We start from the raw sequence: 26122 nt of genomic DNA, 5'->3' as shown, positions 1-26122 counted from the left end.
GGCGTTGTAAGAGCGCCAGTTCGTCGTGCGGTAGGTCGGAGGTGCAGGTTTGCTCATACCCTGCGACTAACACCTTGCAGTCACGCAGGGAATCCCTCACGATTTGTGCAACAGAGCCGTCCAGCCTTGTTCGCGGTATGCTCTGTTGTGATTTTTATGTTTGCCCCAGTAGCCTACGTCCCATCTACTGGCACTTCGGTTGATAAAGCCTACTTCGGGTCTATTCTTGCAGCAGTAGGAATGTCATCACTATTTGGGGTGTTTCTATTCTTGCTCACAGCATCTTTAATATCCATTGGATATAGAGCCGTGATTAAGTTCAATGAGCGCGGATAATCCTTCACTCCACCGCCCTTGCCTCACTCACCAGCATGATCGGAATCCCGTCCCTAATCGGGAACGCCAGATGGGCGGCTTTCGAGATCAGCTCCAGCTTTTCGGCGTCATAGGTCAGCACGGCTTGGGTGACGGGGCAGACCAAGGCCTCTAGCATCCGGCGGTCGTGCAGTGGGGCGGGCGTGTCGGTCATTGCAAGGTCTCATCGCGGCCGTCGGAGTGCAGCGCGATTTCCAGAAGGGTGACGAGGGTTTCGCGGCGGGTGATCAGCGACGGGGCTTCGAGCAGTGCTTGTTTGTCTTCGGGGGCGAAGGGCAGCAGCATCGACAGCGAGTTGATCAAAAGTTCGGTGTCGGCGGCTTTGATCCCGCTCCAATCGGTGCCCAAATCGCGGGTGGCAAAGTAGCGGGCGAGCAGGGCAAGGAAGGGTTCGCGGTTGAAATCCTTGTCGGATTCCTCGCGGCCCAGATCGCGGGCGAAGGGTTGCCAATCAATATGGGCGCGGCTGTAGGGGGTGAAGCCTTCGACTTCTGCCCGCAGGCGGAAGCGCGAGATGCCGGTGAGGGTGATCATATAGCGATGATCTTCGGTCTCAGAGAACCCGGTCAGCCGACCAGCGCAGCCAATGGCCGAGAGGCGTTTTTCGCCGTTCGGCGCCTCACGCGGTTGGATCATGCCGATCAGGCGGTGCGGTGTCTTCATGCAATCTTCCAGCATCGCGAGGTAGCGCGGCTCGAAAATATGCAGCGGCAGGCGGGCGCGCGGCAAGAGCAGCGCGCCGGGCAGCGGGAACAGCGGCAGGGTGTCGGGCAGGTCGGTTTGCTTCATCATGCCCTCTAGCTAGTGTGCCATCCGCATTAGGCAAAGATCATTGACGACAGCCGGCGGCGGCCTGCCAGAACGATGGGGTCTTGTGGTTTGAGGGCATCAAAGATGGTGAACAACTGCGTGCGGGCGGCGTTGTTGTTCCAGTCGCGATCCAGTTTGAACAGATCAAGCAGGGTGCTGATGGCTTCCTCAACCTTGCCATTGGCGTGTTGTGCTGTGGCGAGGTCGAACAGGATCTGCGGATTTTTCGGATCGGCAGCATGGGCGGCGCGCAGATCATCTTCGGGGCCAGCAGAAGCCGCTTGACGGGCAAGATCAAGCATGGCGCGGGTCGAGTCTACCTCTTTGGCTTTGGCAAGCGCTCCGGGGGCGGTGGTGATCAGGGTTTCAGCCAGATCAAGATCGCCAAGGGCCAGATGGGCGCGGATCAGGCCCGCGTAAGCGACGGCATTTTCGGGCTCTTCTTCAAGGATGGCGGTGAAGGTTTCTACGGCATCGGCGTATTCACCGTCATCCAGCATGGTTTCAGCGGCGGCGATGGCATCGGCGAGGCCATTGTCCGGCTCTGGCCCCAAGGCTGCGAGTTTGTCGACGAAGCGTTTGAGTTCGGACGGGGCGACATTGCCTTGGAAGGCGTCCACCGGCTGGCCTTGGAAGAAGGCGAAGACGGCGGGAATGGATTGGATGCGCAGCTGGGCGGCGAGGGTCTGGTTTTCATCGACATTGATTTTCACCATCCGCACCCGGCCTTTGGCGGCGGTCACGGCGGCTTCCAAGGCGGGGCCGAGGGTTTTACAGGGGCCGCACCATGGTGCCCAGAAATCGACGATGATCGGGGTGGTTTGTGATGGCTCGATCACGTCTTGCAGGAAGGTGACCTCTGACCCGTCAGTGATTAGGGCTTCGGTAGGGGCTGTAGGTGCGGGGGCGGTGGGGGTGCCGAACATGGAAAGCCTCAAAGTTTTTAGGGTTGGCGTATATATGGGGGGCCGGGGGCGAAAGGGGAAGGGGGTTTACGCTGGTCGGGGCGGGCCTTAGCGTGGCGCAAAATGGGGGGAACAGATGCCGGTAGTGATGTGCTTTGGCGACAGCAACACGCATGGAACGCCGCCGATTGTCGATCTCGCGCGGTATCAGCGTTACGGCATGGGCGTGCGCTGGCCTTCCCGCTTGCAGGCGGCTTTGGGCTGTGAGGTGATCGAGGAAGGCCTGCCGGGACGCACGGCGCAGTTCGATGATCCGATCATGGGCGCGCAGATGAACGGGCAGGTCGGGCTGAAGATTGCGCTGGAAAGCCACGGCCCACTGGATGTGCTGGTGCTGATGCTGGGGACCAATGATGTGAAGGCGCGGTTTACCTCGACACCAGAGGCGGTGGTGGGCGGCATCGCCGGTCTTTTGGATATCGCCCAGCACCGGGTGATGCAGGAGCGGCATGGCGGGTTCAAGGTGTTGTTGGTGTGTCCAACTCCGGTGGTTGAGGTCGGGCCGATTAGGCATGAATTCTGGGGCGGCGCTGCACGCTCGCAGGCTTTACCGCCAATGTATGCGGATTTGGCGCAGGCGCGCGGGATTGAGTTTCTCGATGCGGGTCAGGTGATCAAGGTCAGCCCACTGGATGGTGTCCATTTCGATCAGTCCGAACATGCCATGCTGGCTGAAGCGGTTGCAGCTAAACTGCGCGGGATGATTTAGCGCCCTGTTTGTATTGCTCTTTTTGAAATACTCCCGCCGGAGGCATCCGACATTGGCCTCGGATGCCTCCGGCGGGAGTATTTAGACCAATGTGAAAGTCTTAAGCGGCCAAGACCCGAAGGGGCGAGGCCGCGGGGCGGGACGCAAATTTTAATCTTGTTTGACTTAAGCTGAAGCGGTCAGGTCGGACCAGCCACAGAGCGAGGCGAGATATTCCGGCGGGTGCGCGATGCCGACCGACATGTTGGCGCGGAATGTCTCGGATCGGTAGTCTTGCCAGCGGTTTTTATAAAGATGCAGGCCGGATTTGCTGATTTTGATGATCGGGGTGCGCAGGGGCAGATGGTCGCGCCATTTGTGACGCATCGCGGTGTAGCTTTCAACAAAATCGTCGCGCAGATGGTCGTGGTAGCGGTCGTTGTGGATGGTTGGCAGCGCGCCTGCATAGGCGTGCAGGCCAGCGGTGCGAGCAGTGGTGACGATATCGGTGCCATACATGTGCCAGCCGGGGAGGGATTCATCGAAGCGCAGGTTGGCGCTTCGCCGCATCACGATGACCATTTCGTCGTAGCTTTGCACTTCTGCGGGGGTGGTGGGGACGCGGCCGACGATCAGGCCGATGCTGGAGGACCAGACCGGCCCGATGTGGCTGGCATCTAGGCCCACGCCGAACGGGCCGTAAAGCGCCCAGTTGGGGTCATGTGCTTGCAATTCGCGCAGGCGGCGGGTGAGCAATTTTTCCCAGCCACGCGGCAGGTAGACATCGTGGTGGGCGAAGATCAGAATCTCGGCATCGGTGGCGTCGATGGCGCGGTTGTAGGCCACGGCGGCGGAGGGGGCGTCGCGTTCCAGATGCAGGGGCACGGTGCCTTCGGCGATCATCGGAGAGCGCGCGAGGTTGGCATTGAGGATTTCGTCGCTGTGGCTGGCGCAGATGATGGTGTAGGTCATGCGTGGTTCACGGTTTCGGTGTGAAAGGGGTGGTCGGCCACGGCCACGGATTTCAACGCCTCGGTGAAATGCACGGCGAGTTTGGCGGCTTCGGTGTTGCCGTCATGGCGGGCCATGGCGCGGGCGCGGGCGGCCAAACCCATTTGCGCAAGAATCTCATTGGAGGTGTTGGACAACTCGACGATCGCATCGGCCAAAGCGGCGGGGTCGCCTGCGGGGACGAGCCAGCCTTCTTTCGGCGTCAGTAGTTCAGGCACACCGTTGATGCAGGTGGAAATCACCGGGCGACCGCAGGCCATCGCCTCGATCACCACCATCGGCAGGCCTTCGGCGAGCGAGGGCAGGATCAACGCATGGGCGGCTGCGATGGCGGCGCGCACGCCGGCCTCATCCACCCATCCGGCGATGTGGATGCGGTCTTTGATGCCGTGGCGGTCGATTTCACTGTCGATCAGTGCGCGGAGTTCGCCGTCGCCGCAGATCGTCAGGGTCAGACCAGGCAGGCGTTTGGCGGCGATGGCCATGGTTTCGATCAGGACGGGGAAGCCTTTTTGCTCACATAGCCGTCCAATGGCGACCAGATGCGGGCCGCCTTCGGGCATTGGGGCGGGGGCGGGGTAGCCAGAGGTGTCAACGCCGCAATGCACCTCTTTGATTTTTGGCCATTCGGGGATTTGGCTCCAGCGAAACAACTGGCTGCGGCAATAGCTGGAGATCGCGACGGTGAAGCGGGCGCGGGCGATTTTCTCGGGAAAGGAAAAGGCGCGGGGGGCGTCGAATTCTTCCGGGCCGTGGACGGTAAAGCTGAAGCCGGGGCCGCCGAGCGCTTGGGCCAGCATGGCGACGGTGGCGGAGTTGGTGCCGAAATGCGCGTGGATGTGCGCGATGCCCAGTTCATTGGCGCGTCGGGCGATATGGGCGGCTTCCAGCAGATATATCAAATGGCGCGGGATGCCGCCGGTGCCGGGGCCGCCGGATTTGCCCTTTGTGCCGCAGCGGATCGCCATCGCAAGACCTGCGAGTGCCTGTTTCGGGTGTTTGATCATCCAGCCGAGGCTGGAACGCAGGAGATTCTTGCCACCGATTTCCAGCACATGTTCGGTCTTGTCATCTTCGATGAAATCCACCGGATCGACCAGCGCCGCGCGGTCGGAACGCATGGCAAAGCGGTGAACCTGCCAGCCAAGCCCCTCTAGCGCCGCAATTTCGCGACGAATGAAGGTGTGCGAGGGTTTTGGATAGGTGTTGATCAGGTAGGCAATTTGCATGGCGGCACCGAATTGGGTCTTAGCCTTGGTCAATAGGCAGAGCTTTTGGCAAGAGTAAGGCAAATTCAGCGATTTCGCGCCTAGATTGTTGCCAAATCTGCCTTCATTGACGCTTCACATACATCCGCCTAGGGTCGCGACGAAGTCTTAAAGGGTTTGCTTGATGTCTGAGCTGAATGGGACCGCACCGGCGGGACGAAGTTTGTTTGCGCGCGCGCTGCGTGGATCGGCGTTTACGGCCGGGTCTTACGCGCTGACGCAGGTGATGCGGCTGGGATCGAACCTGATTCTGACGCGGATTCTGGCACCGGATGCGTTTGGCGTGATGGCGCTGGTGTCGGTGGTGCTGGTCGGCATGGTGATGTTCTCGGATGTCGGGGTTTCGGCCTCGATTGCGCAGAACAAGCGCGGCGATGATCCCGATTTTCTGAACACGGCGTTCACCATTCACGCCTTTCGTGGCACGATGCTGTGGCTGGTGACGTGTGGCCTGGCTTGGCCGCTGGCGAGTTTCTATCATGCGCCAGAGTTGAAATATCTGCTGCCCGTGGCCGGGATTTCACTGTTCATCTCGGGGTTTAATCCGACGCGGATTGATACGGCGACGCGGCATTTGCTGCTGGGCAAGGTCACACTGCTGGATCTGATCGCACAGGCGATTGGGATTGTGGCGATGGTGGTGTTGTCGCTGATGACTCATTCGGTCTGGGGGCTGGTGGTTGGGGCGATTGTCGGGTCTTTGGCCAAGTTGGTGCTGACATGGATGTATTTGCCGGGGCCTGCCAATCGGTTTCATTGGGATAAATCGGCGGGGCATGAGTTGATCCATTTCGGCAAGTGGATCTTCATGTCAACCGCCTGCGGCTTTGCGCTGTCGCAGGGCGATAAGGCGATCTTCGGGCATTATCTGAGCCTTGAGAAGTTGGGGGTTTATAACATCGGTTATTTCCTTGCGTCCTTCCCACTGCTGCTGGCGCGGGCGGTGAACAGCCGGATTATGATACCGCTGTACCGCGATCATCACCCGGCTGATTCCGCAGCAAATTTTGCCAAGATGCGCAAGCTGCGCTGGGCGATTTCGGGCGGAACGCTGCTGCTGCTGGGGTTTTTGGCTGTGATTGGTGTGCCCTTGGTCGGCATCATGTATGACGCGCGCTATGCGGCGGCGGGGTTCATCGTGGTGATGGTGGCGCTGATCCAGATGCCGGAAACCATCGGTATCACCTATGATCAGTCGGCTTTGGCTGCGGGTGATGGGCGGAATTACTTCTGGCTGCAGGCGTTGAAGGCCTTGGTGCAGACGGTGGCGTTTCTGATCGGCATCACCCATGGCGGCTTGGAGGGCGCGTTGTTGGCGCAGGCTTTGGCCTTGCTTGCGCTGCATCCGGCGGTGATTTTGCTGGCGCGCAAGCATCGGGCTTGGGACCCGCTCAACGATGTGGTGCTGTTCGGTTTGGCGGCTCTGCTGGTGGTTTTGGCGTTTTGGGTCAATTCCGATATGCTGGGGATGCTGTAGGGCCGCAATCCGGTCTGTGACAAGCCGCGCGCTTGCGGTAAAGCTTGGCGGCGGATGTGCGAATGGGTTTGAGATATGCAGATTGAAGAAACGGCGCTGGCGGGGGTGTTGATCGTCACGCCGAAGCGATTTGGCGATGATCGCGGCTGGTTTTCCGAGACGTGGAATGCGGCGGCGCTGGCAGGGGCAGGGCTGGACTTGGCCTTTGTGCAGGACAACCACTCGATGTCGGCGCAGGCGGGCACGCTGCGTGGGCTGCATTATCAGGCTCCACCACGGGCGCAGGATAAGCTGGTGCGTTGTACGGCGGGGGTGATTTTTGATGTGTCGGTGGATTTCCGGCGGGGGTCGCCGACGTTCGGGGCTTGGGTTGGGGTGGAGTTGTCGGCGGCGAATGGGCGGCAGTTGCTGGTGCCGAAGGGGTTTTTGCATGGGTTCGTAACGAAGGTGCCGAACACCGAGGTGCAGTATAAATGCACCGATGTCTATGCGCCGGACTGTGACGGTGGCGTACGTTGGGATGATCCCGAGATTGGCATTGATTGGGGGTTGTCGGGCCTTCCGGTGCTGTCGGGCAAGGATGCGGTGGCACCGTTGTTGCGCCACGTGGTGTCACCTTTTGAATGGGCTCAGGCATGAAGATTCTGGTGACGGGTGGGGCTGGCTTTATCGGCTCGGCGGTGGTGCGGTTGGCGGTATCGCGCGGGCATGAGGTGGTCAATCTGGATGCGCTGACCTATGCGGCCTGTCTGGAGAATGTGGCGAGCGTGTCGGGCTCGAACCTGTACAGCTTTGAGCAGGCGGATATTCGGGATCGCGTGCGGTTGGATGAGATATTCGCGCTGCACCGCCCGGATGTGGTGATGCATCTGGCGGCTGAATCTCATGTTGATCGCTCGATTGATGGGCCGGGGGATTTCATCCTGACCAATATCAACGGCACCTATAACATGCTGGAGGCGGCGCGGGCCTATTGGCAGGGCGCGGGCAAGCCTGCGGGCTTCCGTTTTCACCATATCAGCACGGATGAGGTGTTCGGCTCGCTGGGGGCGGAGGGGCAGTTTACCGAAGACACGTCTTACGACCCGCGCAGCCCCTATTCGGCCAGCAAAGCCGCCAGCGATCATCTGGTGCGAGCCTGGCATGAAACCTATGGCCTGCCGGTGGTGCTGACGAATTGCTCGAACAATTACGGGCCGTTCCATTTCCCGGAAAAGCTGGTGCCGGTGGTGATTTTGAACGCTTTGGCGGGCAAGCCGTTGCCGATTTATGGCGATGGCTCGAACGTGCGTGACTGGCTTTATGTCGAAGATCACGCCGACGCTTTGCTGTTGGTGGTGGCAAAGGGCCAGCTCGGGCGCAGCTATAACATCGGCGGCGAAAATGAGCGCAGTAACCTGCAACTGGTGCGGACTCTGTGCGGGATACTCGACGCCAAGCGGCCAAAAGCCTCGGGATCTTATGCCGATCAGATCACCTATGTGTCGGACCGCCCCGGCCATGATGCGCGCTATGCGATTGATCCTTCGCGTATTCGGGAAGAACTCGGCTGGCGGCCATCGGTGACGGTCGAGGAAGGTCTGGAAAAGACCGTGCAATGGTATCTGGACAATGAGGCTTGGTGGCAGCCGTTGCAGGCGCGCGCGGGCGTCGGTGTGCGGTTGGGGGTGAAAGCGTGATCGGAATTCGCGCGAATTCCGGGGCGATTTTCGCGCGAAAATCGTGGGGGTGGCTGTGAAAGTTTTGGTTTTTGGGCAGACGGGCCAAGTGGCGCGGGAATTGGCGCGGCGGTTGCCTTTGGGGCTTACGGCGGAGTTTTTGGGGCGCGGTCAAGCTGATTTGGCGGACCCTGCGGCTTGTGCGGCAGCGGTGATGGCGTCTGACGCGGATGTGGTGATCAACGCGGCGGCCTGGACGGCGGTGGATCGTGCCGAGGCGGAGGAAGCGGCGGCTTGGATCGTGAATGGCGAGGCTCCGGGTGCTATCGCGCGGGCCTGTGCGGCGCGGAGCTTGCCGTTTTTGCATATCTCGACGGATTATGTGTTTGATGGCGCGGGACAGGCTCCGTTTGGCGTGGATTATCCGACAGCGCCCTTGGGAGCTTATGGGCGGACCAAGTTGGCGGGTGAACAGGCCGTGCAGGCGGCGGGTGGGGTACATGTGATCCTGCGGACGTCTTGGGTTGTCTCGGCGCATGGCAGCAATTTCGTCAAGACTATGTGCAGGTTGGGGGCTGAGCGGGACAGTCTGAACGTGGTGGCGGATCAGATCGGCGGACCGACGCCTGCGGCGGATATTGCCGATGCCTTGTATGTGATGGCGGCGGGCTTGCGTGCAGGCAAGCCGGGCGGGGTGCAGCATTTTGCGGGTGGGCCGGATTGCTCTTGGGCCGATTTTGCACGCGAGATCATGGCGCGGGCGGGTTTGGCTTGTGTGGTGCATGACATCCCGTCAAGCGCTTATCCGACGCCCGCGAAGCGCCCGCTAAACTCGCGGCTCGATTGCAGCGGATTGGCGGCATTTGGCATTGCGCGGCCGGAGTGGCGGGTTGGTTTGGACAAGATTTTGCAGGAGTTGGCAGTATGACGCGCAAGGGTATCATTCTGGCGGGCGGTTCTGGCACGCGGTTGTGGCCGATCACCATGGGGGTGTCGAAGCAGCTGCTGCCGATATACGACAAACCAATGATCTATTATCCGCTGTCGGTGCTGATGTTGGGCGGGGTGCGCGAGATTGCCATCATCACCACGCCGGACGATCAGGATCAGTTCATCCGGTTGTTGGGAGATGGCAGCCAATGGGGGCTGTGCTTAACTTACATCGTGCAACCCAGCCCTGATGGTTTGGCGCAGGCCTATCTGTTGGCCAAGGATTTTCTAGACGGCGCGGCGAGTGTGCTGGTGTTGGGCGACAATATTTTCTTTGGCCATGGCCTGCCCGAGATTTTGGCCTCGGCTGCCGCAAAAACGATGGGCGGCACGGTGTTCGGCTACCGCGTGTCGGACCCTGAGCGCTATGGCGTGGTGCAGTTTGATGCGCAGGGAAATGTGCAGGCGATCATCGAGAAGCCCGAGGTGCCGCCGTCAAATTACGCGGTAACCGGGTTGTATTATCTGGATGGTCGCGCGCCGGAATTGGCGGCGCGGGTGAAGCCTTCACCGCGCGGCGAATTGGAGATCGCCGATCTGTTAGAGATCTACCGTGCCGAGGGCAGTTTGACGGTGGAAAAAATGGGCCGGGGCTTTGCTTGGCTGGATACCGGCACGCATGGCAGTTTGCTGGACGCCGGCAATTTCGTACGCACGCTTGAGGCGCGGCAGGGTTTGCAGGTGGGCTGCCCGGATGAGATCGCCTATCGCGCGGGTTGGATTGATAAAGCCGCGCTACTGGCGCGGGCTGATATTTTCAAAAAGAACGATTATGGCCGATATTTACTGGGGATTGTTTCCGAGTAAGTAGGTAATCCTCACGTCAGGGTTGAAATTTGTAGCGTCCCAGCAAATTTTTTGCATTTTTCGCTAGCATTGTTTCGGAATCCTGTAAAACTGATCCTGTCAGGAATAGTCTGATAAAGCGTGGTGGAAGATGATTGTCGGAGTGCTGTTCAGTGCGATTTCGGGTGGAACGACTGCTTTGGTGGTCTCGCTTGCGCATGGCAGTGGGTTGACGCAAGCGTTGTTGTCCTATGCTTTGGGGGGGATGCTGGCGACTATGGCATTTGCAGCACTCAGTTTGGGCCGACAGGATGACGGGCGCTTTTGAGCGTCGCGCGGCATTGGTGATTTAGTCGAAACAATAGCTTGGTGTTGCAGATGCACCGCCAAGCCTACCGCGCGCCGGGTGATTCGCACGCCGATGCTGCGCTGCCGTATTCACTGTGCACTTGCGGCGGAGAGGCGTTTCATCGTTTCACGTCAAGGTTGCGCTGGTTTGAAACATGGCGAGATCATGGCGGCAATATGGCAAAATATCTTGGTTAAAGTGGCTTAAATACGTTCGCACCCTCTCAATAGCTGTCGCCAAGCACCCTTTGAAACGGCTAAATTGACTACGGGGGCGTACTTGGTAAGTGCGGCAAATGAACTGCTGGTTTTGAATCGAATCCGGGCAACCGGCGTTTGGTTTGTTTCCTGAAACTCACGAGATGGTGGGGCGGGACGGTGGTGTCATTATGTCGTTTGGTGATGCGCAATGACGATCAGTTACAGAGAATTCTACAATTTCCGATCTGCTTCGGCTCAATCCGCAAGTGGGGCTGACGATACCTCAGCGGCATCGCTGATCGTGGCCACCCCAACGGCGCGCGGGCCGTACAGGGGGTTTTTCAAACGCGCCTTTGACATCACGGCGATTGTGCTGGCGGCCCCTGCGGTGTTGCCGATTGTGGCGATTGCTGCGGTTCTGGTGGCGCGTGATGGTGGAAGCCCATTCTACACCCAGATGCGGGTCGGTAAGGGCGGCAAGCGGTTTCGGATGTGGAAGCTGCGCTCGATGGTGCGCGATGCGGATGAGCGGATGGAGGAATTCTTAGCCTCTAACCCCGATATGCGCATGGAGTGGGACAGCACGCAAAAGCTGAAGGCAGATCCGCGCATCACCCGGATGGGGAAGTTCCTGCGCAAATCATCGCTGGATGAGTTGCCACAGCTGTGGAACGTGCTGGTGGGCGATATGAGTCTGGTGGGGCCGCGCCCGATGATGATCAGCCAGCAGAGCCTGTATCCGGGGCAAGCCTATTACGCGCTGCGGCCGGGTATCACCGGCTATTGGCAGACCACGGGGCGCAACCGCACGACGTTTGAGGCGCGGGCTCAGTACGATGATGACTATGAGGCTGATCTGTCGTTGCTGACCGATGTGAAGGTGCTGGCTGCAACGGTGGGTGTTGTGGTGCACGGCACCGGGTATTGAGATTTTCGCCGATCAAGAGGCCCGCCCCTGGACACGGGGCGGGTTTTTCATAAGATCAATGCAGGCTTTGGCAGGTGGAGAGCCTTCCCAGCTGGGAATGACTTGTGGTTTTTGATAGTTTGGCTTTGGCGAAACCACAATATGTTGTGGTTGACGCTAGCGCGCTGTGTTCCAGCTAATCATTAACCCCAAAGTGTGCTGCCAAGATGGCTTTGTATCAGGCATACCGGTTGCTTGCGCAGCCATTAGACCTCTTGCCGCTTCATGCGACGAAAGCCGCCATAAGCACCAGCGCCAAGGTCGTCGCTGCTGCCAGCACGGCAAAGCGCGGCAGGCCGAAGATCGGGCGTTTCGGATCGTCGATCAGGCGCAGGGCTGCGCTGCCGACACGGCCTTTCGGGGCGCGGATTTCGGGGATGCAGACAACGGGTTCCAGATCAAGTTGCCGCTGCATCTGGGCGGCGGTGCGCACCACGGGTTTGGCGAGATCCAGCAGAAAGGCGAGGGCTATGGCCCCGAGCAGGCTGGCGATGGCCCCAGCTATCGCGATCTTCTTTTTGCCGCCGCCGGTGGCGTATTCTGGCGACAAGGCGCGGTCGAGCAAGGTGAAACGCTCGGACTGCTGACGCTCGGCGAGGCGTTGGGTGGTTTCGGCTTCGGCCATGCGCTGCGTGACGTTGTCGTATTGGCCCTGCAACTGCTGAAGCTGGCGATCATATCCGGCCAAGACTCGCTCCACCTCGGGCGTGGCGGCGAGGGCGGTTTCGACAGCGGCTTTGCGGGCATTGATCGAGGCGATCTGGGCGTTCAGTACGTCGATTTGCGTGGCTATATCATCCAGACGGCGCTTGTCGGTTTCGCGCTGCTGTTGCTTTGCCGCGATGGCGGCTTGCTCGCCTTGCAGGCCGACGAGGTCTTGCGTGGCTTGGCGCAGATCATCGGCGAGGCTGACGATTTCATCGCGACGGGCATCGGACAAGGTCGGCATCGCATCGGCATGGGCGTTTTTATACGCAGTCACGTCATCTTCCAGCTTGGCGATCTGCTCATAGATGCGGGCTTCTTCTTCCTTGAAGAAGGCGACGTTCTTGTCGGCACGGTCGCGCTGGCCAGCGGCGCTTTGGTCAAGGATGCCTTGGGCAAAATCATTGGCGAGTTCGGCGGCAGTTGCGGGATCACCGAAACGGACCGAGATGATGATCGCCGAAATGCTGCGGCCTTGGCCAAAAGCTTGGCCCCCGGCGCTGTCAACGGCTTGGAAAGTGACCGCACTGCGCAGGGCAACGAGTTTTTCATCGCTGGTCAGTTGTGGTTGATCGGTGAAAAGCTTGTGGCGTTCGATCACCGCACCCAGCGCGTCGCGGGTGGTCAGGCGTTGTTCGATGGTTTGCAGGATTTGCGCGGCACCCCCACCATCGGGTTGCACTTGCGCGCCTTGGGCGGTGGGTTCGGCGACCTGCGCGCCCTCAATCTGGATCACGGCGGCGGTCTCAAAGATGTCGGGACGCGATTTGGCGAAGATCACGGCGGCCAGCAGGCCCGCAATGGTGATCAGGATGATCATCCAGCGGCGGCGCAGCAACAGGCTGATAAGTTCTTCAATAGATTGAATTTGACCCATGATTTACTTCTTGGCGTAGCGGTAGCGGCCCGCGTTGAAATCTTGCGCGCGGTTCAGCACCACGCCCAGCAGCGGGATGCGGCCTTCAAACAGTTTCTCGCAGGCGCGGATTTCCTGTGGTGAGGATTTTGAGCCATCGGTGATCAGCAGCACAGCATCCAGCGACGGGCCAAGGGCAAGCAGATCATCGTTCACCAAAGCCGGGGGCAGGTCGTAGATCACCACCTCGGGGTCAAGCTGTTCGATCATCGCGGCCAGGGCTGCGACGGTGTCGGGGTCGTGCAGGGTTTCCGAAGCCTGCTTGATTGGACGGGTGTTCAGACCCAACGCGAGGGTGCCGCCAAAGCGGCGGAATTGGCTTTCCAACGGCTTTTCGCCGGCAAGGAAGTCACCAAGGTTGATATCGTCTTTGACGCCAAGAATTTGCGCAATTTCGGGGTGGCGCAGATCGAAATCCATCAGCACGGTGCGGCTGGCCGGGCGACGTGCCAGAGAAAAGGCAAGGTTGGTGGCGACAAAGGATTTGCCGCAGCCGTGGGTGGGCGAGGTGACGGCGATCCGCTTCCAGCCTTTTTCGGCCAGACCGCGCAACAGCCGGGTGCGCAGGATGTCGAAGGCGGTGGCGGCGGGGTGGCTGGATGCTTCGAGAAACAGACCGTTTCCAGATTTTGACTTTGTGTCGGTCTGAATGGCGGCGAGCGATTCCCACACCCTTGCCGGGTTGAACAGGGCTGGCAGGTTGGTGGAAAAAATCTCGCGTCCAGTGATCAGATCGGGCGAGACATCATGTGGTGCGGTGGTCTGGCCCGTGCCGAATACCGAGATGCCGCTGGCTTTGCCGTCTTTGCGAGGACCGGTATGGTTGGCAGTCATGGCCGAAAGCTCCAGATCTGCGGGGCCAGTGGGCCGCGACGTCAAGATATTGTGTCTGCTCATCTGAAGGTCAGGCTCCTGCAAAACTGCGCCGGACCGGGACGCAACCATTTAAACAAAGACCCAACCAAGGCTGGGGGTGGTGAAGAACAAAGCCTGCAAAAAACTGCGCCGCATGGCTCAGCGTGATGAAAGATTTGTCCGGGCCCCCGACCAGAAGGCGCATACATAGCTGAACTGCCCTCGAATTGAAAGACTTGCGGGCCATGCTGCATGTGCAGCGGGGCATAGCCAAGGCACAAACATGGCCTTAGATTGGCAGCAGGTTAAGGGGTGCTTGATGCAAGATGCAGTGATTGACGCGGTGGTGATCGGGCGCAACGAGGGCGCGCGGTTGATCGCCTGTTTGCAGTCGTTGCAAGGCCGGGTGCGGCGGTTGGTTTATGTGGATTCCGGCTCAACCGATGGCTCGGTGGCGGCTGCGCTGGCGCTGGGGGCCGAGGTGGTGGCGCTAGACGTGCGGCTTGGCTTCACGGCGGCGCGGGCGCGCAATGCGGGGCTGGCGGTGCTGGATGCGCCGGAGTTTGTGCAGTTTGTCGATGGCGATTGCCAAGTGCAGGTGGGCTGGTTTGCGGCGGCCTTGGCGGGGTTTGCAGTGCATCCGGCGGCGGTTGTGATCTGCGGGCGCAGGCGCGAGCGTTTTCCGGAGGCCTCGGTATATAATCGGTTGGCGGATATGGAATGGGATACTGCGGTGGGTCAGGCGCTGGCCTGCGGCGGTGATGCGCTGATGCGGTTTGCGGCGGTGCAGGCGTTGGGCGGCTATGACGCCAGCCTGATCGCCGGAGAGGAGCCGGAGTTGTGTCTGCGGTTGGCGCGCGAGGGCGGTGAGGTCTGGCGGATCGACGCCGAGATGACCTTGCATGATGCAAATCTGCTGCGGTTTGGTCAGTGGTGGCGGCGCATGGTGCGGGCGGGATATGCCTTTGCCGAGGGCGCGGCGCGCTATGGGACGGCACCGGAGCGGCATTGGGTTGTCGAGGTGCGGCGGGCGGTTTTCTGGGGGATGCTGCTGCCTGTGCTGGTGGTTTTGGCGGGGTTGACCCATCCGCTGGGTTGGCTTTTGGCGCTGATTTATCCTGTGCAGATGTTGCGGTTGGCGCGGCGCGGCGGCTTCGCGTGGGGGTATTTCACCGTCGTGGGCAAGTTTGCCGAAGCGCGCGGGGTGATGAGTTATTGGGTCAACCGGGTGCGCGGGCGCAGGCGCGGGCTGATCGAATATAAGTAGTTAGCGCAATTTCAGTGCGGCGATAATCTGGCCCGGCAGGATCGCCAAGCAAGCGATGTAGCGCGGCAGCATCCGGTGTGGGTCGGACAGCGCGCGCCACAGCCATTCCATCGCCAAGGCGCGCATCCAGCGTGGCGCGCGGGTTTGGCTGCCTGCGAGAAAATCGAGGCCTGCGCCGAAGTTGGCGAAACCTGTATGCGGGGCAAGTCTGCGGCCGAGGGCGGCGAGCGCCTCTTGCTTGCCTGCGGGCAAGGCGATGACGCAGAAGCCGATGTCAGCGGTTGCAAGGCGGGCGAGGATGGCCCGCGCCTCGGGTCTCTGCGGGTCAAAGCCCATTGGCGGGGCGATGCTGAGGGCGATTTTCAGACCGGGGATTTGCGATTCAAGGGCTGTGGCGGCGGTGGCCAGAGCGGATTCTGTGGTGCCAATCAGCGCCACGCGGCGACCTGATTGCACCGCCAGCTGCACCAGTGGGATCACCATATCCGATCCCGGCACCAGCTCGACCGGGCGGCGGGCGAGGCGGGACAGCCAAACGATCGGATTGCCATCGGCCACGACGAAATCTTGTGCGGCATAGTTTGCGCGGAATGCAGGCGAGGCGCGCAGTTTCACCAAGTGATCGAGGTTAATCGTGGCAAGGGCAAAGCCGTCCTGCACAGCAAAACGCTGCCCCACGGCGGCCAATAAGGCGGCGCGGTTGGCGATATTCACCGTGATCGTGGTTGTCTCAAACCGAAACTGCACCGGAATCCTCTTGCTTTTCCGCGGGCCTTCCACAGCAACATGGCAGATATGTGGCGGCAGGCTTGGTAAATGCGAACAATCTGTTTCGCGTCGGCACGCATAGAAGCCGTTGCATCGTTTTGGCGTTATGGATTACCCACGAGGGATGAGTAAAGTCAGTAATCATCGCCAATCGGTTGATCTGGCCCGCTTCCTTGCTTGTTTTGGCATCGTGGCGGCCCACGCCTATGCGGTGGAGGATGATTGGGTCGGGCATCTGTCACTTGGGCTTTTTCTGGTGCTGACCGGGTTTCTGGCGATGCAATCCTACATGCGCGCGGGCGGGGCGTATAATTTCCGCTCTCGGGCCGAAAGGTTGCTGCTGCCATGGCTGTTTTGGGCGGCGTTTTTCCGCTTGGTCGATTTGAAGGTTTCCGATTCGCCTGACAAATGGCAGGTGCTTCAAGATCCCTTGACGCTGTTCGTTGGCTCTGCGATCCATTTGTGGTTCTTGCCGTTTATCATTTTAGCGATGCTGTTGGTGAAACCTGTCGGGCATTTTGTGACAACGCCGGAGCGGCTGGCTGGGGTCTTGGTAGCGTTGGTGCTGATTTCGGTGCCGATGTTCTGGGCGATGCATTCCTACGCCCCGCCTGCGCCGCTGCCCCAGTGGTTGTATTCACTGCCAGTTTACGCGCTGGGCCTGCTGGTGGGGGTGGCGCATCCGATGGGGCGTGCGGCTTGGCCGGTGATCGCAGCGGGAGCGATGGCGGTTGGGGCCTATCTGGTAACAGAAGCCGCGCCCTGGGCTTGGACGGTTTTCGCTGCCGTATTGTTGTTTGAGGCGTTCTGGCGCGTGCAGATGCAGCATAGGGTGTTGCCAAAGCTGGGGCAGGCGGCGTTTGGCATCTATCTGTTGCACCCGTTCTTCATGCTGGTGACCTATAAATTCGCCGGGCCAGACGTTGACAGGATGCTGGCTACCCTTGCCACCTTCGGGATGAGTTGGGCCGCTGTGGTGATCTTGCGCCGCATCCCGGTTTTCCTGCGCCTGACCTGACATTCGGCTTGCGACATTGGCCAGTGTCGGCGGTCTATGCTAAAACGCTGGCATTGTTTACAGAAAGCTGATCCACGTCGTGGCCTCGCCCAATATCCTCGCCTATCTGATGCTGTTTGTCTGGCCGATTGTGTGCTGGAAGCTGTGGAAACGGCTGGACCCGGCGCGGGCGCTGATCTGGACGGTGCTGGGCGGCTATCTGATCATGCCGCCGCTGACGGTGATCAACTTTCCGATCATCCCCGATCTGGATAAAACCACGATCCCGAACCTGATCGCATGGTATTGTGCGCTTTATGTGGTGCGCGACAAGATCAGCTTTCTGCCCGAGGGGCGGATGGGCAAGGCCCTGATCCTGATGTATATTCTTTCGCCGTTCGCGACAGTGCTGACCAATACCGATCCGCTGATTTTTCCGGGCGCGGATGTGCAGGGCATGAAGGTTTACGACTCGGCGGCGGCGGTGGCGAACCAGTTCATCGCGTTGCTTCCGTTCTTTCTGGCGCGACGCTATCTGGGTACGCCCGAGGGGATGCGGGCGGTGATTGAGGCGCTTGTCCTGGCCGGGCTTTGGTATTCCGTGCCGATGCTGATCGAGGCGCGGTTCTCGCCGCAGATGAACGTCTGGGTTTACGGTTTTTTTCAGCATGACTTTTTCCAGACCATCCGGCAGGGCGGCTATCGCCCGGTGGTGTTCTTGCCGCATGGGCTGTGGGTGGCGTTTTTCGCGCTGATGTGTCTGCTGGCAGCCGTGGTTCGATTGCGCGACACCACTGCCGAGCTGCGGCCCAAGGCTTTGGTGATCGTGCTGTATTTGGCCTTCATGCTTTTTGTCTGCAAAAGTGCTGGGGTGACGGTCTATGCTTTGTGCCTGGCACCTCTGGTGTTGCTGGCCAGCTGGCGGGTGCAGGTCTTGGTGGCGGCGGTTTTGACGGTGGTGGTGATCAGCTATCCGATCTTGCGCGGGTTGCATTTGGTGCCCATGCAGCAGATCGTCGATTTCGCCAATAGCTTCAGCGCGGATCGGGCGGGATCGTTGCAATTCCGTATCGACAACGAGGAAGAACTGCTGGCGCGGGCGCAGGAAAAGGCTTTGTTCGGCTGGGGCGGCTATGGCCGGGCGTTTCTGCATGATCCGATCACCGGGCAGATGACGACGATCGCCGATGGCGCTTGGGTGATCGTGATGGGCACTTATGGCTGGCTTGGTTTTATTGCCGAGTTTGGGCTCACCGGGTTGCCGCTGTTGATTTTGGGGCGCGAGGCGCTGTCGCGGTTTGCCGCCCCGTTCAACCGCTATACGGCGGGATTGGCACTGATCTTGGCGGCGAACATGGTCGATCTGCTGCCCAATGCCACGCATATTCCGTTCACTTGGCTGATGGCTGGCGGGCTGCTGGGCGAGGCCGAGCGGATGCGGCGCTTGCGCCTGGCTGAAAGCCGGGCGGTGCTGCGCGGTGGCTTGCGGGGCGGTAAGCAGAAGCGGACGGTAATTTGATGCAGGTGGATATCGGCATCTTTGCCCATAACGAGGCGCATGGGATTGCGGCGATGGTGGCGCGGCTGTTGGCGCAGGATATTTTGGCCGATCCGGCCTTCTCGGCGCGGATTCTGGTGCTGGCGAATGGGTGTTCGGATGACACGGTGGCGCGGGTTTCCGGGGTTGAGGTGGTTGATCTGCCCGAGGGCGGTAAGTCACGGACATGGAACCGTTTTGTGCATGATTTGGCGCGGGCGGATGCCGATGTGTTGGTGTTTGTCGATGCCGATATCGCATTCTGTGATGCGGGGGCTTTGCGGCGCTTGGTGCAGGCGATGGGATCACATTGGGTGATCAACAGCCAGCCGGTGAAGGATATCGTGGCGCGGCCTGAGGGATTGTCTGTGATGGACAAGATCATCGCGGCGGCGGGCGGCGGCTTGGACGATTGGAAGACGGCGATCTGCGGTCAGCTTTACGCGATGCCTGCGACCGTGGCGCGGCGGTTTCATCTGCCGATTGGCCTTCCCGTTGAGGATGGTTTTCTGCGCGCGATGGTGTTGACGGATGCCCTGACGGGACCGGAAGATTTCAGCCGGATTGGTGGGGCGGAGGGGGTGTTTCACATCTATGCGTCAGAGCGGTCGGTTGGCGCGCTGATCCGGCATCAGGTGCGGATTGTGATCGGCTCGGCGGTGAATTTTGCGGGCTTTGGCGCGTTGGTGGCGGTGCCAGAGATTGCGCGGCACGCAGAATTGGCGCGGGCGGCGGGCGATGCGGAATGGCTGGGAGAGGCACTGCGGGCGGGCCTGCCGCGCTGGCCGTTCGGCTATGTGCCATGGCATTTCCTGACCAAACGGCTGGCGCGCGCTGTCGCAAACCCGCGCGATCTGCTCCGCCCTAAGCGGATCTTGGTGACGATTTTGGGTTTTGGCTTTGATTTGGTGGTCTACTGCCGGGCGCAATGGGCGATGTGGCGCGGCACAGGTGTTGGGCATTGGTAGCCGATTTGCCCGAAACTTTGCCATAACCGGGCCGTATTGTGTCAGTAGTGCGGGATTGTTCAATAGCCATGCACGCTCCATTTAAGAGCGTGCTAGGGTATAAGAGTTGTGGGTTTTGCGGTAAATTGTTGAGATCCGTCCCAAGGGTTTTAACCTGCGGGCGGTGAGAGAGAGAAGGCGCATGAGCGAAGATTTTGATCCCTCGGCCATCAGCGATAGCGATATCGCCGTTGTTGGTATGGCGGCGCATCTGCCGGGCGCTGCGGATATTGCCGCCTATTGGGCCAATCTTGCGGGTGGGGTCGAATCGATCCGGGTGCTGTCTGAGGCTGAACTTCTGGCAGCGGGTGAATCTGCGGCGCGGCTGCGCAAAGCGAATTATGTGGCCTCAGCGGCTGTTTTGGAGGGGTTTGCCGATTTTGACGCGGATTTCTTTGGCTTTTCGCCGAAGGAGGCGGCGATCCTGGACCCGCAACATCGCCAGTTTCTGGAAGTGGCGTGGGAGGCATTGGAGAATGCAGGCCATCCTCCCGAGAATTTCCCCGGTGCGATAGGGGTTTACGCAGGCTGCGGCATGGGCAGCTATTTCTATTTCAACCTGTGCTCAAACCGCGATCTGGTCGATCAGACCGGCATGTTCCTGCTGCGCCACACTGGCAACGACAAGGATTTTCTGGCAACGCGGGTCAGCCATATTTTCGATCTGAAAGGCCCGTCGATCAACCTGCAAACCGCGTGTTCGACATCTTTGGTGGCGGTGCATTTCGCCACCCAAGCCTTGTTGAACGGCGAGTGCGATATGGCGTTGGCGGGCGGTGTGACGATTGAGCTGCCACACGCACGGGGATATCTTTACACCGAGGGCGAAATTCTGTCGCCAGACGGTCATTGCCATGCTTTTGATCATCGCGCAGAGGGCACGGTGTTCGGCTCTGGCGCGGGGGCGGTGGTGCTGCGGCGGGCGAAAGATGCGCTGCGCGACGGCGATCATATCTGGGCGATTTTGAAAGGCTCGGCGGTCAACAATGATGGGGCCGCGAAGGCTGGGTATCTCGCCCCTTCCGTGGATGGGCAGGCGCGCTGTATTGCCGAAGCGCAGGCGGTTGCTGGGGTTTCTGCGGCGGATGTGTCTTATGTAGAATGTCATGGCACCGGTACTTACTTGGGCGATCCGATTGAGGTGGCGGCGCTGACTGCGGCGTTTCGGCAGACCACCGATGCGGTGGGGACGTGCCGGATCGGCTCGGTCAAGACCAACATTGGGCATCTGGACACGGCGGCGGGGGTGGCCTCGCTGATCAAGGTGGCGCTGTCGCTGCATCATCGGCAACTGCCGCCAAGTTTGGGCTATGAGGCGCCGAACCCGTCGATTGATTTTGAAACCAGCCCGTTCAAGGTGAATGATCGGCTGACCGATTGGGTCAGCGACAGGCCGCGCCGGGCGGGGGTGAATAGCCTTGGTGTTGGCGGCACCAATGCGCATGTGGTGTTGCAGGAAGCGCCCGTACGGGCTGTGGGAGAGCAAAGCCTTTGGCCGTTCCAACCGATTGTTATCTCGGCCAAATCCAAGGGCGCGCTGGATGCGGGGGCTGCGCGTCTGGCAGCGCATTTGCGCGGCGATCCGGCGCAGGATCTGGCCGATGTTGCCTATACGTTGAAAGAAGGCCGCCACGCGTTTGAAAAGCGCCGGGTGCTGGTGGCGGGCTCGCATGATGAGGCGGCAGCGTTGCTGGAAGGTGGCGATCCGCGTCGGGTGTTTAACCATGACTTCTTGGGCGAGAACCCCGAGGTGGTGTTCATGTTTCCTGGTGGCGGTGCGCAATATGCGGGCATGGCGCGGGATATTTACGCGACCGAGCCGGTGTTTGCCGATTGGATGGACAAGGGTCTTGCGGTTCTGCAACCGAAGCTCGACTACGACATTCGGGCGTTGTGGTTGCCAGAACCGGGACAAGAGGCCGCTGCGAATGAGCGGTTGAAGCGCCCCTCGGTGCAACTGCCGCTGATCATGATCACCGAATATGCGCTGGCGCAGTTGTATATGTCGTGGGGGGTGACGCCTGCGGTGCTGGTTGGTCATTCGATGGGCGAGAATACGGCGGCTTGTCTGGCGGGTGTGATCGGGTTTGAGGATTGCATCGGCCTCGTGCATCTGCGCGGCACGCTGTTTGACACGATTGCGCCGGGAGGGATGCTTTCGGTGCCACTGGCTGAGGCTGATTTGCGGCCCTATATCGCTGGTGATCTCGATCTGGCCTCGGTCAATGCGCCGGGGTTGTGTGTGGTTTCCGGGCCGGATGCGGCGTTGGTGGCTTTGGCTGCGGAACTGGCGAAAGCCGATGTGGAAACCCAGCGCGTCCAGATCGACATCGCCGCGCATAGCCGGATGTTGGAGCCGATTTTGGCGCGGTTTGGCGATTACCTCACAAAAATTCACTTAAGCGCACCGCAGATTCCAATTGTGAGCAATCGTTCAGGAATTCGTTTGACCGATGCGCAGGCGACCAGCCAGGACTACTGGGTGCAGCACCTGCGCAATACGGTAAATTTCCAAGCCTGCATGGCCGATCTAATGACCGAGCCGGGGCGGGTTTACCTTGAGATGGGGCCGGGGCGGGCGCTGTCGTCGCTGGCACAGGCCAATGGCGTGCCGCAGGGGCAGGTGATCGCGGCGCTGCGGCATCCCGAGCAGAAGATGCCGGATGATGCGTGGCATGTCGCCTCGATCGCGCGGCTGTGGGCTTGCGGTGTTCCGGTGGATTGGGAACCGATTTGGGGCGGAGCCGCGCGCAAGCGTGTCGTGTTGCCGACCTATGCGTTTCAGCGCAAATCTTACTTCATTGAACCCGGCAAGGGCGCAGAAGTTGAAGCCGTCGCGCTGCCTGCGCGAATTGACAATATTGGCGATTGGGGCTGGAAGCCGCATTGGCGACCTGCGGCGACAGGGTTTGATTATGCGGCGGACTTTGCGGATGCAAAGCCAGAGACGTGGCTGATTTTTCTTGATACAGAAGGGCTTGGCATGGAATGTGCGGCGCGCTTGCGCGGCGCTGGCCATCAAGTAACCACCGTGCGCGCGGGCGATGCCTTTGGTCGTGATGGCGAGGGTGGCTATCTTCTGGCCCCAGAGCGGGGTCGCGAAGGCTATGATCTGCTGATCCGCGACCTGGTTGCAAAGGGCCACACCCCCAGCCGGATCGCGCATTTCTGGCTGGTGACGCGTGGACAGGATTTCCGCCCCGGTTCCAGCTTTTTCCACCGCAACCTAGAGCAGGGTTTCTACAGCTTGTTGTTTCTTGCCCAAGCGATTGCCGAGGAAAACCTGCCGCGCCCGATCCATATAACCGTCGCCTCAACCGGGGCGGTTCAGGTGAAATCTGAGGTGCTGGTTGACCCTGAAAAAGCCACCATTCTTGGCCCGGCACGGGTGATCCCACGAGAGTTGCCGGGAGTGACGGTTTCGACTTTGGACGTGACTTTGCCAGCAGTGCCGCGCCGAGGAAAAGCTGGGTTGCAACCGCTGGCAGATCAGGTCTTAGAAGAGCTTTTGGCTGAACCTGCCGGCGTCATAGCAGCCCTGCGGGGTGAAAAGCGCTATGAGTTGGGACTGAAAGCTGCCAGCCTTCCTGAACAAATATTCACATTGCCGCAAGCCGGGCATGTGCTGATCACCGGCGGCTTTGGTGGCATCGGTTTGACCATCGCCGAGGACCTGATCCAACGCTTTGGTGCGAAAATCACCCTGATCGCGCGGCGCAATCTGCCGGATCGCGGCACTTGGGCGAAGTATCTGGCAGCGCATGACCCTGCCAGCCCGATTGCGCGGCGGATTTTGGCGTTGCAGCGGCTGGAGGCTTTGGGGGGCGAAGTTCTTGTCGCCCCGGCGGATGTTTGCAACATGGAGGATATGCGGGCTGCGGTGGAAGCCGGGACCAACCGATTTGGGCCGATCTGCGCGGTGATCCATGCGGCGGGTGTGGTCGATGATGGACCGCTGATGCTGAAGACGCCGGCGCAGGTTGAGGAAGTGTTCGCGCCGAAACTGCATGGCACGCTGGTGTTGGACCGTTTGTTCCCGGATGGGTCGATTGATCTGCTGGTGCTGTTTGCCTCGACCTCGACGGTGACCGGGCCTGCGGGCCAGATTGATTATGTGGCGGCGAATGAATTCCTGAACGCTTATTCGAAATCGCGCAGCCGCGGCAAAACTAAGGTTGTGGCGCTGAACTGGGGTATCTGGACGGGCGTTGGCATGGCGGCAGAGGCTTTGGCGGATCGCACGGGCGCGCCGCCTGCCCCGCGCCTGCCGATTTTCGCGCCGATGCTGGATGAAGTCAGCTTTGACGGTCAGGGAAATCGTCTGTTTACAGCCTCTTATAGCTTGGATCGCTGGGTGCTGGATGGTCATCGCACCACGTCGGGGCAGGCGTTGATCCCCGGCACCGGCACGATTGAAATCGCCGCCGAAGCCTTGCGGGCGCAGGGTGAGACGGGCGCATTTGAGTTGCGCGATCTGTATTTCTTCCGGCCATTGGATGTGAGCAAGGGTGAGGCGCGGCAGGTGCGCGCTACGCTTTCCCGCACGGATGAGGGCTATGGGTTTGAATTGCGCTCGGGCGTGACGGTGAAGGGGCGGTTGGGCTGGCAGTTGCACGCGCAGGCGCGGGCGGTTCGTCTGGCTGCGACTCCTGCTAAAATTGATGTGCTGGCGATTGCCGGACGGTTGCCAGCGGCTGAGGTTGGCGTCGGCCTGCGCAGCCCGCAAGAGGAGCATCTGGCGTTTGGGCCGCGCTGGCGGGTGCTGCGCGCGCGCGCGATTGGCGGCAGTGAAGGGCTGGCGCGGCTGGTTTTGCCTGCGGAGTTTGCGGCTGAGGCGGGGCCATGGCTGCTGCATCCGGCGCTGATGGATATGGCGACCGGCTGGGCGATGGGGCTGATTGAGGGCTACCAGCCGGATCACCTTTGGGTGCCTGTGTCGTATGCCTGCATCCGCGTGCTGCGCCCGCTTCCAGCAGAGATTGTGTCCTGGGTGCGCAATGCGGCAGACAATCGTGCGGGCGCGCAGACCGCAAGTTTTGATGTGACGCTTGCCACGCCTGAAGGTGAGGTTTGCGTTGAAATTGAAGGCTTTAACATTCACAAGCTGGCGGGAGGGCTCAGCTTTACCGTCCCCGATCCGCGCGAATTGAGCTATGATGATGTGGCCGCAAAGCCGGTGTCCCCCGCCGAGGAACGCTTGCTGCACGCCTTCAGTTTGGGCATAAAACCCAGCGAGGGCGCCGAGGCTTTTGGCCGTGCTGTGGCTTTGGGCGGCAGTCAGATCATCGTCTCCAGCCTCGATCTGCCCGCGTTGGTTCGGCAGACTGCTGAGGCGGAGGCGGCAAAATCCGAGGGCAAGGCGTTCGAGCGGCCAGATCTGGACACGGCCTATGTCGAGCCGCGCAATGATGTCGAACGCACGCTGGTCGGGTTTTGGCAGGAGTTGCTGGGCGTCGCCCAAGTGGGGGTGGAGGACAGCTTTTTCGATCTTGGCGGCCACAGTCTGATCGCGGTGCGGCTGTTTGCGATGGTCAAGAAGGCTTACCGCGTAGATTTTTCGATTTCGGTGCTGTTTGAAGCTCCGACGATTGCGCGCTGTGCGGCGCTGATCGTGGCCCAGATTGGCGATGTGAGCGGCGATGTGCCTGCGAAACTGGTGGCCCCGGCGCGGCGGTTTACCCATCTGGTGCCGATGCATCAGGGCGAGGGAGGCGCAAAACAACCGTTCTTCCTTGTGGCGGGGATGTTCGGTAACGTGTTGAATCTGCGGCATTTGGCGCAACTGTTGGGGGGCGATCAACCGTTCTATGGCCTGCAGGCGCGCGGGCTTTATGGCGATGCCGCGCCGCATACGACATTGCTGGAAGCGGCTGCCGATTACATTGCCGAGTTGCGTCAGGTGCAGCCCGTTGGCCCCTATATGCTGGGCGGTTTCTCGGGTGGCGGTCTGACCGCGTGGGAGATGGCGCGACAGTTGGAAGCTGCGGGGGAAGCGGTGTCTTTGCTGGTGCTGCTGGACACACCGTTGCCCTTGCGACCAAGCTTAAAACGCCCTGATAAGATCTTGATTAAACTTGCAGAACTGCGCGCCAAGGGCCCCGGCTATCTGGCCGAATGGGCGCGCAAACGTTGGGCTTGGGAGATGCAAAAGCGCCAACCGCAGGTGACCGAACAAAGCGATGCGCAGTTCCATAATGCGGCGATTGAGGCTGCTTTCCGCGCGGCACTGCCGTTGTATCAGATGACAGAGCGGCGTGGGGCGACGGTGTTGTTCCGCCCGCCTTTGGACAAGCACTGGACGGTGACGGCTGGCAACTGGGTGTCGAAAGCCAAGGAATATGTGTTTTACGACAACGACTTGACTCTCTTCGCGCCCACGCTTGTGACGATCGAGGTGCCCGGCGACCACGACAGCATGGTGCTAGAGCCGAATGTGCGGGTGCTGGCGGCAAAGCTGCGGGCGGTGATTGCTGAAGCCGAGAAGGGCGCGACGAACATCGTCCCCCTCGCCACTGCGGCGGAGTGA

General features: G+C 60.5%; 21 protein-coding genes. 13 read left to right on the top strand and 8 right to left on the bottom strand.

Annotation, left to right across the window (positions count from 1 at the left end; translation table 11 throughout):
- Window positions 1-340 precede the first annotated feature (340 nt).
- Genes ACP7AP_RS16795 through ACP7AP_RS16785 form a run of 3 tightly spaced genes read right to left on the bottom strand, consistent with a single transcriptional unit; the run spans window position 341 to window position 2111 of the window.
- Window positions 341-529 (bottom strand): Trm112 family protein, encoded by a 189-nt coding sequence (locus ACP7AP_RS16795; RefSeq protein ID WP_426035846.1) that lies wholly within the window; start codon window positions 527-529, stop codon window positions 341-343.
- Window positions 526-1167: an LON peptidase substrate-binding domain-containing protein gene (locus tag ACP7AP_RS16790; protein WP_426035844.1), complete on the bottom strand. Its 642-nt coding sequence runs from the start codon at window positions 1165-1167 to the stop codon at window positions 526-528. Before ACP7AP_RS16790 ends, ACP7AP_RS16795 begins: the two co-directional genes overlap by 4 nt.
- Window positions 1168-1193: 26 nt before the next feature.
- Window positions 1194-2111 (bottom strand): tetratricopeptide repeat protein, encoded by a 918-nt coding sequence (locus tag ACP7AP_RS16785; protein WP_426035842.1) that lies wholly within the window; start codon window positions 2109-2111, stop codon window positions 1194-1196.
- 115 nt (window positions 2112-2226) lie between these two features.
- Between ACP7AP_RS16785 and ACP7AP_RS16780 the strand changes: the two genes are divergently transcribed.
- A complete protein-coding gene (locus tag ACP7AP_RS16780) occupies window positions 2227-2859 on the top strand; it encodes an SGNH/GDSL hydrolase family protein (RefSeq protein WP_426035840.1) in 633 nt (210 codons plus the stop codon).
- Between the two features lie 165 nt (window positions 2860-3024).
- On the opposite strand, the gene ACP7AP_RS16775 is transcribed toward ACP7AP_RS16780, so the two are convergent.
- Together ACP7AP_RS16775 and ACP7AP_RS16770 are read right to left on the bottom strand one after the other, a co-directional pair.
- Entirely contained in the window at window positions 3025-3810 is a 786-nt protein-coding gene (locus tag ACP7AP_RS16775; protein WP_426035838.1) for a hypothetical protein, read from the bottom strand.
- On the bottom strand, window positions 3807-5078 hold the full coding sequence (locus ACP7AP_RS16770; RefSeq protein ID WP_426035836.1) for a glycosyltransferase family 4 protein: 1272 nt from the start codon (window positions 5076-5078) through the stop codon (window positions 3807-3809). The genes ACP7AP_RS16775 and ACP7AP_RS16770 overlap by 4 nt, the downstream gene beginning before the upstream one ends.
- Window positions 5079-5241: 163 nt before the next feature.
- Here ACP7AP_RS16770 and ACP7AP_RS16765 point away from each other — a divergent pair, with 163 nt between their 5' ends.
- The 7 genes from ACP7AP_RS16765 to ACP7AP_RS16735 all read left to right on the top strand — a co-directional run bounded on the left by ACP7AP_RS16765 (window position 5242) and on the right by ACP7AP_RS16735 (window position 11505).
- Entirely contained in the window at window positions 5242-6594 is a 1353-nt protein-coding gene (locus tag ACP7AP_RS16765) for an oligosaccharide flippase family protein (protein ID WP_426035834.1), read from the top strand.
- A 75-nt stretch (window positions 6595-6669) separates the two neighbouring features.
- The gene (gene rfbC / locus ACP7AP_RS16760) at window positions 6670-7233 is read left to right on the top strand and encodes a dTDP-4-dehydrorhamnose 3,5-epimerase (protein ID WP_426035832.1); all 564 of its coding nucleotides are present in this window, start codon (window positions 6670-6672) and stop codon (window positions 7231-7233) included.
- Entirely contained in the window at window positions 7230-8273 is a 1044-nt protein-coding gene (gene rfbB, locus ACP7AP_RS16755) for a dTDP-glucose 4,6-dehydratase (protein WP_426035830.1), read from the top strand. The genes rfbC and rfbB overlap by 4 nt, the downstream gene beginning before the upstream one ends.
- Window positions 8274-8328: 55 nt before the next feature.
- Complete coding sequence (gene rfbD, locus ACP7AP_RS16750) at window positions 8329-9180, top strand: dTDP-4-dehydrorhamnose reductase (protein ID WP_426035828.1); 852 nt, start codon at window positions 8329-8331, stop codon at window positions 9178-9180.
- Window positions 9177-10049 carry a glucose-1-phosphate thymidylyltransferase RfbA gene (rfbA, locus tag ACP7AP_RS16745; protein ID WP_426035826.1) on the top strand — a complete coding sequence of 291 codons (873 nt, stop codon included), beginning with the start codon at window positions 9177-9179 and terminating at the stop codon, window positions 10047-10049. The genes rfbD and rfbA overlap by 4 nt, the downstream gene beginning before the upstream one ends.
- Before the next feature lie 130 nt (window positions 10050-10179).
- Complete coding sequence (locus ACP7AP_RS16740) at window positions 10180-10356, top strand: hypothetical protein (RefSeq protein WP_426035824.1); 177 nt, start codon at window positions 10180-10182, stop codon at window positions 10354-10356.
- A gap of 429 nt (window positions 10357-10785) precedes the next feature.
- Window positions 10786-11505: a sugar transferase gene (locus ACP7AP_RS16735; RefSeq protein WP_426035822.1), complete on the top strand. Its 720-nt coding sequence runs from the start codon at window positions 10786-10788 to the stop codon at window positions 11503-11505.
- Between the two features lie 262 nt (window positions 11506-11767).
- Here ACP7AP_RS16735 and ACP7AP_RS16730 read toward each other — a convergent pair whose 3' ends face one another.
- Window positions 11768-13126, bottom strand: coding sequence for a GumC family protein (locus ACP7AP_RS16730; RefSeq protein WP_426035820.1), 1359 nt, complete (start codon window positions 13124-13126; stop codon window positions 11768-11770).
- A gap of 3 nt (window positions 13127-13129) precedes the next feature.
- Window positions 13130-14062: a CpsD/CapB family tyrosine-protein kinase gene (locus tag ACP7AP_RS16725; RefSeq protein ID WP_426035818.1), complete on the bottom strand. Its 933-nt coding sequence runs from the start codon at window positions 14060-14062 to the stop codon at window positions 13130-13132.
- Between the two features lie 277 nt (window positions 14063-14339).
- Here ACP7AP_RS16725 and ACP7AP_RS16720 point away from each other — a divergent pair, with 277 nt between their 5' ends.
- A complete protein-coding gene (locus tag ACP7AP_RS16720) occupies window positions 14340-15287 on the top strand; it encodes a glycosyltransferase family 2 protein (protein WP_426035816.1) in 948 nt (315 codons plus the stop codon).
- On the opposite strand, the gene ACP7AP_RS16715 is transcribed toward ACP7AP_RS16720, so the two are convergent.
- Complete coding sequence (locus tag ACP7AP_RS16715; protein ID WP_426035814.1) at window positions 15288-16034, bottom strand: WecB/TagA/CpsF family glycosyltransferase; 747 nt, start codon at window positions 16032-16034, stop codon at window positions 15288-15290.
- 145 nt (window positions 16035-16179) lie between these two features.
- Here ACP7AP_RS16715 and ACP7AP_RS16710 point away from each other — a divergent pair, with 145 nt between their 5' ends.
- The 4 genes from ACP7AP_RS16710 (at window position 16180) to ACP7AP_RS16695 (ending at window position 26122) form a co-directional block, all read left to right on the top strand.
- Window positions 16180-17073: an acyltransferase family protein gene (locus ACP7AP_RS16710; RefSeq protein ID WP_426035812.1), complete on the top strand. Its 894-nt coding sequence runs from the start codon at window positions 16180-16182 to the stop codon at window positions 17071-17073.
- A gap of 79 nt (window positions 17074-17152) precedes the next feature.
- On the top strand, window positions 17153-18571 hold the full coding sequence (locus ACP7AP_RS16705) for a hypothetical protein (RefSeq protein ID WP_426035810.1): 1419 nt from the start codon (window positions 17153-17155) through the stop codon (window positions 18569-18571).
- Window positions 18571-19557, top strand: coding sequence for a glycosyltransferase (locus ACP7AP_RS16700; protein WP_426035808.1), 987 nt, complete (start codon window positions 18571-18573; stop codon window positions 19555-19557). Before ACP7AP_RS16705 ends, ACP7AP_RS16700 begins: the two co-directional genes overlap by 1 nt.
- A gap of 181 nt (window positions 19558-19738) precedes the next feature.
- Complete coding sequence (locus ACP7AP_RS16695; RefSeq protein ID WP_426035806.1) at window positions 19739-26122, top strand: type I polyketide synthase; 6384 nt, start codon at window positions 19739-19741, stop codon at window positions 26120-26122.

It is taken from the genome of Cypionkella sp. TWP1-2-1b2, assembly GCF_049896245.1.
In the GTDB taxonomy this organism is placed as follows: Bacteria; Pseudomonadota; Alphaproteobacteria; order Rhodobacterales; family Rhodobacteraceae; genus Cypionkella.
This window is presented reverse-complemented; position numbering and strand designations above follow the sequence as displayed.